The sequence below is a fragment of the Spirosoma horti genome (assembly GCF_054776595.1).
The window spans coordinates 844,782-857,828 of sequence record NZ_BAAHBQ010000003.1 but is presented as its reverse complement, the minus strand read 5'-3'; the positions used below and the strand labels follow the sequence as shown (position 1 = coordinate 857,828).

At 50.6% G+C, this 13,047-nt stretch carries 11 protein-coding genes and 1 tRNA gene; 10 read left to right on the top strand and 2 right to left on the bottom strand.

Going from position 1 to position 13,047, the window contains the following annotated elements; all coding sequences use genetic code 11:
- The first annotated feature begins 15 nt into the window (after window positions 1-15).
- From ACYVAM_RS11295 to ACYVAM_RS11275, 5 genes are all read left to right on the top strand, one after another.
- On the top strand, window positions 16-2,196 hold the full coding sequence (locus tag ACYVAM_RS11295; RefSeq protein ID WP_461066923.1) for an outer membrane protein assembly factor BamB family protein: 2,181 nt from the start codon (window positions 16-18) through the stop codon (window positions 2,194-2,196).
- A 2-nt stretch (window positions 2,197-2,198) separates the two neighbouring features.
- Window positions 2,199-3,188, top strand: coding sequence for a hypothetical protein (locus ACYVAM_RS11290; protein ID WP_461066921.1), 990 nt, complete (start codon window positions 2,199-2,201; stop codon window positions 3,186-3,188).
- A gap of 44 nt (window positions 3,189-3,232) precedes the next feature.
- Window positions 3,233-4,597, top strand: a complete 1,365-nt coding sequence (locus tag ACYVAM_RS11285; RefSeq protein ID WP_461066919.1) for an enolase C-terminal domain-like protein — start codon at window positions 3,233-3,235, stop codon at window positions 4,595-4,597.
- A 79-nt stretch (window positions 4,598-4,676) separates the two neighbouring features.
- On the top strand, window positions 4,677-4,865 hold the full coding sequence (locus ACYVAM_RS11280) for a hypothetical protein (RefSeq protein WP_461066917.1): 189 nt from the start codon (window positions 4,677-4,679) through the stop codon (window positions 4,863-4,865).
- A gap of 18 nt (window positions 4,866-4,883) precedes the next feature.
- Window positions 4,884-6,167 (top strand): glycoside hydrolase family 71/99-like protein, encoded by a 1,284-nt coding sequence (locus tag ACYVAM_RS11275; RefSeq protein ID WP_461066915.1) that lies wholly within the window; start codon window positions 4,884-4,886, stop codon window positions 6,165-6,167.
- A gap of 191 nt (window positions 6,168-6,358) precedes the next feature.
- Here the strand turns inward: ACYVAM_RS11275 and ACYVAM_RS11270 are convergent.
- Window positions 6,359-6,435, bottom strand: a tRNA-Ile gene (locus tag ACYVAM_RS11270).
- A gap of 125 nt (window positions 6,436-6,560) precedes the next feature.
- On the opposite strand from ACYVAM_RS11270, the gene ACYVAM_RS11265 reads away from it, so the two are divergent.
- The 5 genes from ACYVAM_RS11265 (at window position 6,561) to ACYVAM_RS11245 (ending at window position 12,212) form a co-directional block, all read left to right on the top strand.
- On the top strand, window positions 6,561-7,820 hold the full coding sequence (locus tag ACYVAM_RS11265) for an HD domain-containing protein (RefSeq protein ID WP_461066913.1): 1,260 nt from the start codon (window positions 6,561-6,563) through the stop codon (window positions 7,818-7,820).
- A gap of 163 nt (window positions 7,821-7,983) precedes the next feature.
- Window positions 7,984-9,012, top strand: a complete 1,029-nt coding sequence (lpxD, locus tag ACYVAM_RS11260; protein ID WP_461066911.1) for a UDP-3-O-(3-hydroxymyristoyl)glucosamine N-acyltransferase — start codon at window positions 7,984-7,986, stop codon at window positions 9,010-9,012.
- A gap of 103 nt (window positions 9,013-9,115) precedes the next feature.
- The gene (locus tag ACYVAM_RS11255) at window positions 9,116-10,510 is read left to right on the top strand and encodes a bifunctional UDP-3-O-[3-hydroxymyristoyl] N-acetylglucosamine deacetylase/3-hydroxyacyl-ACP dehydratase (protein WP_461066909.1); all 1,395 of its coding nucleotides are present in this window, start codon (window positions 9,116-9,118) and stop codon (window positions 10,508-10,510) included.
- Between the two features lie 120 nt (window positions 10,511-10,630).
- Window positions 10,631-11,428 carry an acyl-ACP--UDP-N-acetylglucosamine O-acyltransferase gene (gene lpxA / locus ACYVAM_RS11250; protein WP_461066907.1) on the top strand — a complete coding sequence of 266 codons (798 nt, stop codon included), beginning with the start codon at window positions 10,631-10,633 and terminating at the stop codon, window positions 11,426-11,428.
- Between the two features lie 163 nt (window positions 11,429-11,591).
- Window positions 11,592-12,212: an ABC transporter ATP-binding protein gene (locus ACYVAM_RS11245; protein ID WP_461066905.1), complete on the top strand. Its 621-nt coding sequence runs from the start codon at window positions 11,592-11,594 to the stop codon at window positions 12,210-12,212.
- Between the two features lie 35 nt (window positions 12,213-12,247).
- Here ACYVAM_RS11245 and ACYVAM_RS11240 read toward each other — a convergent pair whose 3' ends face one another.
- Window positions 12,248-12,940 carry a class I SAM-dependent methyltransferase gene (locus ACYVAM_RS11240; protein WP_461066903.1) on the bottom strand — a complete coding sequence of 231 codons (693 nt, stop codon included), beginning with the start codon at window positions 12,938-12,940 and terminating at the stop codon, window positions 12,248-12,250.
- Between the last annotated feature and the right edge of the window lie 107 nt (window positions 12,941-13,047).

The window sequence follows — 13,047 nt, the reverse complement described above, 5'->3', positions numbered from 1 at the left end:
TATACACTGATTTCTATGATTCGATTGGACCGAAAGAGAGCAGTCATTGGGCTGGTAGTAAGTAGCGTTTTTGCGGCTAGTATGATAACAGGCGAGGGCCCTTTATCGACGGGTAAGGATTGGCCTAATTATGGAGGAAATAAAGCAGGGAATCGGTATTCGCCCTTAACTCAGATCAACACCCGGAACGTAGCCAACCTGCAGGTTGCCTGGATGTATGATGCCTCTGAAAAACCCGATGCCAACGGACGTCGACGCGATCGGGCTATTCAGTGCCAGCCCATAGTAGTGGATGGGGTTCTGTATGGTACGACGCCGGACCTGAACTTGTTTGCCCTCAAAGCGGGAACGGGTGAACAGCTCTGGCGATTCGAACCGGCCCGTGATGATCGACGCAATTCCAACCGCGGAGTTGTGTACTGGCGAAGTGGGTCCGACAAACGGATCTTGTATACGGTTGGCTCCAGTCTGTATGCCGTCAATGCTGAGACCGGTGCGTCTATAGTCAGCTTTGGTACCAATGGTAAAGCGGATTTACATGAGGGCCTGCAAACCAACCTGGACCATGATGTGAGTAAGCTGTCGGTGAATGCAACATCTCCAGGCATTGTGTACCAGAATACGTTTATCATTGGGTCGAGTGTATCGGAGTCGGGTGATGCCGCTCCCGGTCACATACGGGCTTTCGACGTAGTTTCGGGTAAGCTGAAGTGGGTGTTTCACACCATTCCACAGCCGGGTGAGTTCGGGTATGACACCTGGCCGAAAGATGCCTACAAGAAAATAGGGGCTGTCAACAATTGGAGTGGCATGTCGCTCGATGAAAAGCGGGGCGTCGTGTATTTCGGCACAGGCTCCCCGGCATCCGATTTTTATGGCGGAGATCGCAAAGGGCAGAATCTGTTTGCCAATTGCATCATGGCCCTGGAAGCCGAAACGGGCAAGCTCAAGTGGTACTACCAGACCATTCACCATGACCTTTGGGACCGGGATCATCCCTGTCCACCGAACTTGATTACGCTGAATCGCAACGGGAAGCGGGTGGACGCCGTTGTGCAGACAACAAAAGATGGCCTGGTTTATGTACTGGACCGGGATAAGGGCACCTCCTTATTTCCGGTGGAAGAGCGCAAGGTTCCAATCAATGGGTTGCCGGGCGAATTCCCCTGGCCGACGCAGAAATACCCCATCAAACCGCTGCCGCTAACCCGCCAGGTGTACACGGAACAGGACATTACCAATCTTTCGCCGGAAGCACATGCATACGTAAAAGAGCGTTTTCTCCAACTCAAAACGGATAATAAGTTTGCTCCTCCGTCCGAAAAAGGCACGCTGCTTTTTGGGTACAGCGGTGGGGCCGAATGGGGCGGCAATGCCATTGATCCGTCAGGCATTCTTTTCCAGAACGTTAACGAAGAGCCCTGGGAGTTGGTCATGACCAAACGGGCTGACCTCGCTCAGCGGACCACCCCCGTTACGGCGGGCAATGTTATCTATATCGCCAACTGTGCCGCCTGTCATGGGCAGGACCGACGAGGAAGTGGCGCTGAATTACCTTCCCTCATCGATATAGGTAAAAAGCGGTCGCCGGATGAAATAAAAGCCATTCTAAAAACCGGGAGCGGTCGGATGCCGTCGTTTGGGCATCTGTCGGAAAAAGATCGTGATGCACTTCTTCGTTTTCTGCTGAATACTGAAACGGGATCCCCAAAAGTTGCGCAAATGCCAGCCAATACACCCGCATCCGGGAGTAAGGAAGGGTTTCCTTACGTACCCACATACGTGAGTAAAGTCTGGCAGCGCTTTACGGATAAAGAGGGCTATCCGGGTATCAAACCACCCTGGGGTACATTAAACGCCATTGATCTTAATACCGGCGACTACCTCTGGCGGGTTCCGCTGGGCGAATACCCGGAACTGGCGAAGAAAGGCGTTCCCACTACCGGAACCGACAGCTACGGAGGGCCCCTGGCTACGGCTGGAGGACTGGTATTTATTGCCGGAACGAAAGATGAAAAAATTCGGGCGTTCGACAAAAAAACGGGAAAGGTTGTCTGGGAGTACCAGCTTCCGGCGGGTGGTTTCGCAACACCCATCAGCTACGAAGCAAATGGCAAGCAATACATCGTTATTGCCGCTGGTGGAGGACGAGGGCAGAAAATAGGAGGAAACTACATCGCCTTTTCGTTGAACTAGTTATGAGGAACGCTGGACTTATTCGTTGCCTTCTGCTGTGCCTGCTAGCCAGCATGTCCATTGGTCTGAAACCCGCTGTAGATGTACCTGAAACGGTTATTTCCAATGGGCTGGTTCGGGTACAGGTATATCTGCCTGACGCACAGAATGGCTACTACCGGGGTACACGTTTCGATTGGTCAGGTGTAGTGGCTAGCCTTGAGTACAACCGACATACGTATCATGGCAAATGGTTCGATACCTACAAGCCGACAACCCACGATGCCATTATGGGGCCGGTCGAAGAATTTGGCCCGTTGGGCTACGCGGCTGCTAAACCGGGAGGATCATTCGTCAAAATTGGCATTGGCAGTTTGACCCGTCCTGACGAAAAGCCCTACAACTCGTTCAGATTTTACACCTTGGCCAACCCGGGTAAATGGACGATAAAAAAGAAAGCGCATCAAGTTCAGTTTACGCACATACTCGCCGATAGTACCTATGCCTACGAGTACAAAAAAACACTGAGCCTCGCGAAAGCCAAACCTGAACTGATCATTATGCACAGCCTGAAAAACATAGGCACGCAACCCATTGAAACGACCGTTTACGACCACAACTTCTTTGTCATTGACCAGCAGTCGACCGGGCCGACGTATTCGATTACGTTGCCCGTGTCCGGGCTTTCCGCCGAAGGAGGCAAAGGACTCGGTGATCTGGTCAGCCTTCAGAATAACCAGCTACTTTATCTGCGCGATGTAGGCAAACGCGAGCAGGCTTATTTCCCTGACCTAACCGGCGGAAAGCCAGTGGATTATGCTTTTAGCGTCGAAAATACGAAAACCGGAGCGGGGGTAAACGTAACCGGCGACCGGCCAATTGATCGATTGGTGTACTGGTCTTCGTCCACAACGGTTTGTCCTGAACCATATATCAACCTGAACGTAGCGCCGGGTAAGACCATTAGCTGGCAGATTTCCTATCAGTATTATGTAAATGATCCGGCAAAGTAACGCCTGAACGCACAGATTTTTAGCCCTTAAACTTACTACATTCTATGGCGAAGCCAGAAGTACAATCCGAAACGAACCGCCGAAACGCGCTTAAAATGCTGGGGCTAGGTTCAACAGCGGGCCTGTTTGGTCTGTTCGATAGCCCCCAGGCCCGGGCTGAGCATTACACGACGCCTGCCTACGCCAAAGGCACCACACCCGTCACCATCAAAAGTGTACGAGCCATTGCGACCGCGCCGGGAGGAGCCAACCTGATCATTGTGAAAGTTGAAACGTCTGAACCGGGCCTGTACGGTCTAGGCTGCGCTACCTTTACCCAACGAGCCCAACTGGTCATTCCTGCTGTGAATACCTACCTCAACGAGTTCTGCGTCGGAAAGGATGTTGATAATATCGAAGACATGTGGCAGTCGGCCTATGTAAGCTCCTATTGGCGTAATGGACCCGTTCTGAATAATGCTCTTTCCGGACTCGATCAGGCGCTTTGGGATATCAAAGGCAAGCGAGCGAACATGCCTGTCTATCAGCTCCTGGGTGGAAAAACCCGAATTGCCGTGGATACCTATACCCACGCCAGCGGCCCAACGCCCGAAGCCATCGCCGATAAAGTGCAGCAATTTATGGATATGGGGTTCCGCCATGTGCGGATTCAGCAGGGCGGTTATGGCGGGGTCGGTGCGATGAATGATCTCAAACCCGACTTCAAAACGGCGGGCTTCGGCCGGGACACCGATGATTTTTCGGATCAACGGACGTATCTGAAACGGGTGCCTAAAATGTTCGAGGTCGTTCGGAAACGGTGTGGCGAAGATGTGCAACTGCTGCACGATATGCATGAATTGACCGAGCCAATTGACGCCATCAACATGATCAAAAGTCTGGAGGAGTACCGGCCTTTCTTTATCGAAGATCCCTTCTCGCCGGAAAATATGAGCTGGTTCAAGCTACTGCGTCAGACAACGGCAGTGCCGATTGCCATGGGCGAACTGTTTAACAACGTCAACGAGTTCAAAGAGCCGATGGCTAATCACTTGTTCGATTTCATTCGGATTCATATTTCTCAAATTGGTGGAATAACGCCTGCCATGAAGGTAGCTCGTTTGGGTGAGTGGTTCAATGTCCGCACCGCCTGGCATGGTCCCGGCGATACGTCGCCCGTGGGCCATGCGGCCAACAATAGCATCGATATTGCGATCTGGAACTTCGGTATTCAGGAGTCGCAGATGTTTAACGACCGGGTGAAGGAAGTCTTCCCGGGTTGTCCAATCATCAAAAATGGGTATTACCAAGTCAGTGAGTCGCCGGGTCTGGGAATTGATATCAACGAAAAGGAAGCCGCTAAATATCCGATTGGGACCAAGTCGCGCTGGACAGTCCGTAAAAACGACGGTACAATTTTAAAGCCGTAGCCGTAACAAAGAAGTCTCTATTCAGATTCTGCTGCATGGCCTTTCAGGCCCTATCGATGAGCACACCTATTCCGACGTAATGCCTGCCATGGGCGCCAACGACGACGAGTGGATTGCCTCCGTGTTGAGCTATATCCGCTCCGAGTTTGTTCCCTCACCCAGTCCTGCCGTGCGACCAGATGACGTGAAAGCCGTACGAAAACAAACCGCCAGACGTAAGAAAGCCTGGACGTTAGATGAATTACAAACCAGACCGAGCGGTCGATAAAACAGATACGCTATGTATATGCGAACGTTACTATTTCTATCCGTTACCGGTTGGTTACTGAGTATCACTACCGGTAGAAGTCAATCGGCAGAAGTTAAGTACGACGAAAAAGGGTGCCTTTATACCAGCTACAAAGGATTGGTGATGGCGGGCTACCAGGGTTGGTTTGCGGCCGAGGGCGATGCATCTGACCGAGGTTGGTACCATTATCAGAAACGAGGTAAATTCGAACCGGGTTATGCATCGATTGACTTCTGGCCTGAAGTGAAAGAGTATCCGATTACCTATAAAACGGCTTTTCAATTTGCTGACGGGACTCCGGCATCGCTCTACAGCCCTTATGATGAAAGTAGCGTCGATCTGCATTTCAAATGGATGAAAGACTACGGTATTGACGGCGTTTTTATGCAGCGATTTCTGGCCGAAGTGAAATCAGAAAAAGGCAAACGGCATTTTAACAAAGTGCTGGCAAATGCGTTGAAAGCCTCCCGGAAATACAGCCGAGCCATCTGCATCATGTATGATCTGAGTGGCTCGACCTCCGCCGATATGGACTTGCTCATAAAAGATTGGGAGGAGGTGCAGCAGCTTTTTTCACTGTTTAGCAACAAAGAAAATCCGACCTATCTACGGCATAATGGCAAACCCTTGCTAGCCATTTGGGGTGTAGGGTTCAACGACGGCCGCCGGTATACGACGGCCGATATTCAGACGCTTTTGGACCGGGTAAAGGGCCCTACGAAAAAAACGTCGATTCTGCTCGGCGTACCCTACTACTGGCGAACGATGACTAAAGATACTGAGGTGTCTGACTTGCTTCATCCGCTCATCAAAAGTGCCGATATCATTATGCCCTGGGCGGTGGGTCGATATAATTTCGAAACATACGCCACGGTAGCGGGCAGCACCCTAACCGGCGATCTGGCCTGGTGTAAAGCGGCTAAGGTAGATTACGTACCGCTGGTTTTTCCGGGGTTTAGCTGGGGTAATCTCAAGAACAGCCGCAGTGTTTATAACCAGATTCCTCGTCTAGAGGGAGATTTCCTATGGAAGCAGGTAGCCGGTAGTAAAACAGCCGGTGCGCAGAGCCTCTATGTGGCTATGTTCGATGAAGTCGATGAGGGTACGGCCATTTTCAAAACCCGCAAAGAAGGCGACCTGCCCCTAAATGGTGAAGGAAAGTTCGTTGGTATCGAAGCCGGTCTGGATTCAGATTATTACCTCTGGCTCACCGGGCAGGCAGCCCACTGGTTTCACAATAAAAAAGGCTACAGTGCACAAAAGCCCGTCCGCAAAAAATGAGTTCATGATGAACCACTTGAAATGAATTTTGCCATTAAGCTATCCCAATCTTAATTAGATCAAAATTTGATCTGAATGAATTCCTGTACCTCCTGAAGTTACTTAACAATACAAGTCGCGATACTAGTTAAGAAACGTACTGCAACCCAACAAAAAAGCCGCTTAGCAAATATGCTAAGCGGCTGATTATCTGGTGGGCCAGCCTGGACTCGAACCAGGGACTTACTGATTATGAGTCAGGCACTCTAACCAACTGAGTTACAAGCCCGTTGTTGACTGATTGCTCAACGTCAACACGCAAATTTACGAAATATTTAACAGGATTGCAGAATTGACCGGATTTTCAGTTCACAATCCTGCTAATTCTGCCATCCTGTCCGGTATCTTTGCTGAATGTCAGCGCCTAACAAGAAGAAAATTCTTAATGATCCCGTATACGGGTTTATTACCATCCCGACCGAGCTACTCTTCGATTTGGTTGAGCATCCGTACTTCCAGCGACTTCGGCGTATCAAACAATTAGGTTTATCGGAATATGTGTACCCCGGTGCGTTGCACACGCGTTTTCATCACGCGCTGGGCGCTATGCACCTGATGGGGCAGGCCATGAGCACGCTGCAAAGTAAAGGGCATACCATCAGCAGTGACGAGTGCGAAGCGGCTCAGATTGCTATTCTGCTCCATGATATTGGCCACGGGCCGTTTTCACACGTATTGGAATGTTGCCTGCTGGAGGGCGTGTCGCATGAGCAGATTTCCCTGCTTCTCATGCACGAACTGAATCGGCAGTTCGATGGGGCTTTGTCGCTGGCGATCCGCATGTTCGACGGCACGTACGAACGAACGTTTTTTCATCAGCTTATTTCCAGCCAGTTGGATATGGACCGGATGGATTACCTCAATCGCGACGGGTATTATACCGGTGTAGCCGAGGGCGCCATCGGAGCCGAACGGATTATCAAAATGCTGGATGTGGTGGGCGATCAGTTGGTGGTCGAAGCGAAAGGAATTCTGAGCGTCGAAAATTTTTTGAATGCACGCCGGTTGATGTATTGGCAGGTGTACCTCCATAAAACGTCTATCTGTGCGGAGTCGATGCTCATCCAGGTGTTGCGCCGGGCGCGGTTTCTGATGCAGCAGGCAGGGGCCGAAGCCGTTTTTGCGTCGGCGGCTTTCCGGTTGTTTCTGCAGGAGAGTGTTACCGCAACTGACTTTCAAACAAACCGAGCGTACCTCAACGCGTTTACCCGGCTGGACGATTTCGATGTGTGGGCCTGCATTAAAGAGTGGGCGCTGCATAGCGACTTTGTGCTCTCGACGCTTTGTCAGATGCTGCTCGATCGCAAGCTGTTCAAGATCATGTTATCGACAGAACCCTTTGTCGGAGCGTTGTTGAACGAACTGGAAAATCAGCTGTATCGGGCGGGCCTGTCTGGTGATGAACTGTCTTATTTTCTGGTAGAAGGACAGGCCACCAACGCGGCTTACCTGCCCTCCGAAGATCGGATCAGTATAAAGCTGAAGACTGGTAATGTAATCGACATCGCCGATGCATCGGACCTGTCGAATATTCAGGTGCTGACCAACATTGTGCGCCGATATTACGTCTGCTGGGCGAAAGACCTGCGGGGTATTCGGCAATCGGTCAATTAAGAAGCGATTAAGGTTTTGTCCCATACCCGCTTGGGACTCCGAATAAGTCACGAGTTTCCGAACATTTCCGGGTGCTTCTATCCGAAAAATGCAATTTGTTAGCTACCTTAGCGGCCCAATCGAACGCAAAAATCGAGTGTTTTGCGACGGTCTTTACACACATATGAAGTTTACAGTCAAGCAGATTGCTACACTGCTGGGGGGCGAAATTGCCGGAAACGATTCACTGCCAATCACCGGATTAGCCAAAATAGAAGAAGGTAAGCCAGGCGATATTTCGTTTCTGTCGAACCTCAAGTATGAACCGTTTCTGTACACAACCCAGGCATCGGCGGTCATTGTCGACCAGTCGTTTCAGCCCAAAAAGTCGGTTTCGCCTACCCTGATTTTTGTTGAAAACGCCTACTCCGCTTTCACCCAACTGCTGGAAGAGTATTACAAGCAATTAAGTTTCGCCCGTATGGGTGTGGAACAACCCTCCTATGTTGGTGACGGGACGACGATTGGCGAACGAATCTATCGGGGGGCTTTTTCCTACATTGGTACGAATTGTACCCTTGGGGAGAATGTCAAAATCTACCCGCATGCCTATGTTGGCAACAACGTCCGCATCGGCGACAATACCATAATCCATCCGGGTGCCCGTGTGCTGGACAACTGCATTATCGGTCAGCACTGCGTTATCCATCCTAATGCCGTCATTGGCAGCGAAGGATTTGGCTTTGCACCACAGCCGGATGGAACCTACAAAACGATTCCACAACTTGGCAATGTTATTCTGGAAGACTTTGTGAACGTGGGCTCCGGCACAACCATTGACTGCGCCACGATGGGCTCAACCATTATCCGGAAGGGTGTTAAACTCGATAATCTGATCCAGATTGGGCACAACGTCGACATTGGTGAAAACACCGTCATTGCTGCACAAACGGGCGTTTCGGGCTCAACTAAACTAGGCAAGAACTGTGTGATTGCCGGGCAAGTTGGTTTTTCCGGCCACCTGACGATTGCCAATGGGACCAAAGTAGGTGCCCAGTCGGGAGTCGGTAAAAATGTAGTTGAAGAAGGAACATCGCTTAATAGTTCGCCTGCTTTTGGTCTTAAAGAAAGCATGCGTTCATTGGCCATTTTCCGGAAGTTGCCAGCCCTGGAGCAACGGCTGTCGAACCTGGAAAAGAAAAACGAAAACTAGTGTACGGTTTATGGTTTGTGGTTTATGGTTGGCTAACCGCATGTGTAGCTTCGCCGGTTCGCCAACCATAAACTATAAACCGTAAGCCGTAAACCGACAACGAATGAATACCAAACAACAGACGATTCAGAAAGCCGTATCGGTATCGGGAGTGGGCCTGCATACAGGCGTCTCGGCAACGATGACATTTTTACCCGCGCCGACGAATCACGGCTATAAATTCCAGCGCATCGACTTGCCGGGGCAACCCATTGTGGATGCCGATGTTGATAATGTTGTGGATCTGTCGCGGGGCACAACAATTGAGCAGAGCGGTGCCCGAATCCATACCGTTGAGCACACGCTGGCCGCCCTGGTTGGTTTGCAACTGGACAACATCCTGATTCAACTGGACGGCCCCGAACCGCCTATTATGGATGGTTCGTCCATCCAGTTTATCGACGCCCTGCGCGATGCAGGTATCGAAGAACAGAATGCGACCCGCAACTACTTCGAGGTAAGCGAATATGTTCATTACCGCAATGCCGAAAAGGATATCGAACTGGCGGCTTTGCCTCTGGACGATTACCGGCTGACGGTTATGGTCGACTATAACTCGCGGGTAATCAGCAGCCAGCACGCTTACCTGAACGACATCAGTCAGTTTCCGGAGCAGATTGCCAACTGCCGTACGTTTGTCTTCTTGCACGAACTGGAGGCTCTGTATAAGCAGAATCTCATAAAAGGGGGCGATCTGACCAATGCCATCGTGATTGTGGATCGGGAAGTAAAAGACGGTGAACTCGATTACCTGGCCGACCTGTTGCACAAGCCCAAAGTGAGCGTAAACAAGCAGGAAGGCATTCTGAATAATCTGGAGTTGCATTATCCCAATGAAATGGCGCGCCATAAGCTGCTCGACATGGTGGGTGATCTGGCTCTGATTGGTCGACCTATTAAGGCGCAGATCCTGGCGGCTCGTCCGGGACACGCGGCTAACGTGGCATTCGCCAAAAAAATCAAGAAACTGATTCAGAAAAACGCCGTAAACCAGGTACCTAAATACGATTCGACGCAACCGCCCGTTCTGGATATTAACCGCATTTCGCAGTTGCTGCCTCATCGCTATCCATTTCAGATGATTGACAAAATCATCGCTCTGGACGAAAACAGCGTGGTCGGTATCAAGAACGTAACGATGAACGAACCCTATTTTCCGGGACATTTTCCGGGAAATCCGGTCATGCCGGGCGTTATGCAGCTTGAAGCGATGGCGCAAACGGGTGGTATTCTGGTATTGAGCACCGTACCCGACCCCGAAAACTACTGGCCCTTTTTAGTTGGTATTGAGAATTGTCGTTTCCGGCGCAACGTTTTACCGGGCGATACGGTCATTTTCCGGTGTGAATTCACATCACCCATGAAGCGTGGTATTGTGAAAATGCAGGGCCGGGGCTATGTAAGCAACCAGCTGGTGTGCGAAGCCGACATGATTGCCAGCCTGGTTAAGAAAAAGTAGTGAGCCGGGCGGCCGGAGCAAAATGATGAAGGATGGGTGATAAGTGGTAGCTGTATTAAGTGTCAGACTACCAGTTGTTTATCTTTTAGAATTCATCATTCATCATTCATCATTAAAGAAATGATTCAACCATTAGCTTACATTCACCCTGAAGCGAAAATAGCGCAGAACGTGGTGATCGAGCCATTTGCGATTATCCATAAAGACGTTGAGATTGCCGAAGGAACATGGATCGGTTCACATGCGGTAATCAACGAAGGGGCTCGCATTGGCCGTAACTGTAAAATATATCCGGGGGCGGTGATCTCATCGACGCCACAGGATTTGAAATTCAACAACGAATACACCCGGACCTACATTGGCGATAATACAACCATTCGTGAATACGCCACCATCAGTCGGGGAACGGAAGAGCACTGGAAAACAGAAATCGGTTCGGATTGCCTTGTGATGGCCTACGCCCACGTGGCACACGACTGCCGAATCGGTAACCACTGCCTGATTATCAATAATGTGCAAATGGGTGGACACGTCCACATGGGCAATTGGGCCATTATTGGCGGCTCAAGCTCGGTGCACCAATGGGTAAAAATTGGCGCCCATGCCATGATTTCGGGTGGCTCGCTGGTACGCAAAGATGTACCGCCGTTTACGAAAGCCGCTCGTGAACCCTTATCCTATACGGGCATCAACTCCATCGGCCTTCGTCGGCGGGGGTTCGAAAACGATAAGATCAACCAGATTCAGGAAATCTATCGGTACATCTACATGCGTGGGTTAAACAATGCCGACGCGTTGACACAGATCGAGCTGGAGTTGCCTCCCTCGGATGAGCGCGACGAAATTGTGAACTTCATCCGGTCCTCGGAGCGGGGCATAATGAAAGGCCCGTCAAACAGCAACGTGGAACGCGAATAAGCACCTGATGGCGCAAGGCTCTGGCCTTGTTGCCGATTAGTACCTGGCCTCTGGCCGATAAAGTTATCAGTTCTACATTCCGGCCAGAGGCCGGTGTATAGTCGTCACAAGGCGGGAGCCTTGCGCCATCCGTTTGTGTGGCCTGTGTACTCATACTATAATAATGCTGACAATCGCTACCGAGAAAATCGGTAAAAAGTACCGGAGGGAATGGATTTTTCGTCACGTAAATCTGACGCTCAACGCCGGTACGAGCTATACGTTTGTCGGCCCCAATGGTAGTGGAAAATCAACGTTGCTCCAATTACTGGCCGGAAATTTGCCCGCTACCGAAGGTAATCTGACCTATTCACAGGATAGTACGCTGATCGATCCCGACAACTGGTTTCGGCAGGTGAGCATTGCGGCTCCCTACCTTGAATTAGTCGAAGAGTTGACGCTGGATGAACTGCTGACGTTTCACCAGACCTTCAAACCGTTCCGGGATAAGCTAACAACAGAAGCCGTTGCCGACCGCCTGTTATTGACCCACGCCCGTCATAAAGAAATAAAGTATTTCTCGTCGGGTATGAAGCAGCGCGTCAAACTCGGGCTGGCTTTCTTTTCCAGCGCTCCGATCGTTATCCTGGACGAACCAACGGCCAACCTCGACCGGCAGGGAGCCGCCTGGTATCAGGAACAAGTGCGCCAGCTTGGTGCCAATCAGCTTCTGTTAATCGGTTCCAATCAGCCCGAAGAATACGATTTCTGTCCCAATGTGCTGGACGTCATGCAGTGGAAGTGATGGTGGAATTGAGTTACTCGTCAGAGCCTCTGTGATTACCTGGATACTTTCTCCGATAGTTCCTCCGCGTCGATGTAAACGGGTGAGTCGTACAATTTGCGCATTAGAAAGCCATGTTCAATCAGAAACGTTAGATTGAACTTCCGTACCATGCCATGATTGGGTAAGATTGGCCGCTCCACATGATCAATTACATAATTCGGAAAATAGCTGGAAACATCACCGGGTGCGATGCTGAACGGAGGAGTCGGTAGGGACGGTTCGTACTCAACCGTATTCAAAAAGGTTAAGGCACCCACGGGCGTCAGTTTTTCGAGGGTTTGCAGGTAGCGCATCCGAATGGGTGTGGGTAAGGCTACCAGCGATGCCCGGTCATACACAACGTCAACCGGCCCAATGTCTTCAGTCATCAAGGTAAACAGGTCGCAGCAGAAAATAGTGATGTTGCCTGAAATGAATCGATTTCCGATCCGCTGGTAGGGTAGTAGGTTATCCGAAAAGAACTGGAGCACGGCCTTTTCAACGATCTCGACTCCCACAACCCGTTGGGCGAAGTGGCTAAAGTAGATCATATCGACGCTTTTGCCGCAAAGAGGAACAAAAACGGACTTGCCTTCCAGCGAGAAAGGGGGCAGGTGTTTGATCAGGTAAGGGTGGACGTCTTTGCGGTGAAAACTGGTGTAAGGGCCTTCTAATTCCCAGGAGTTAAGCCAGAATGCTTTTTCCATGACAAAATTTAAGAGTTTAGTGCGTTTTTGGTGCCACAAATCTCCGATGTCTTTGGACCTGGTTTTAGAGCGGATGTACGGCTTTTGCTGAACCGTACATTCCCGTA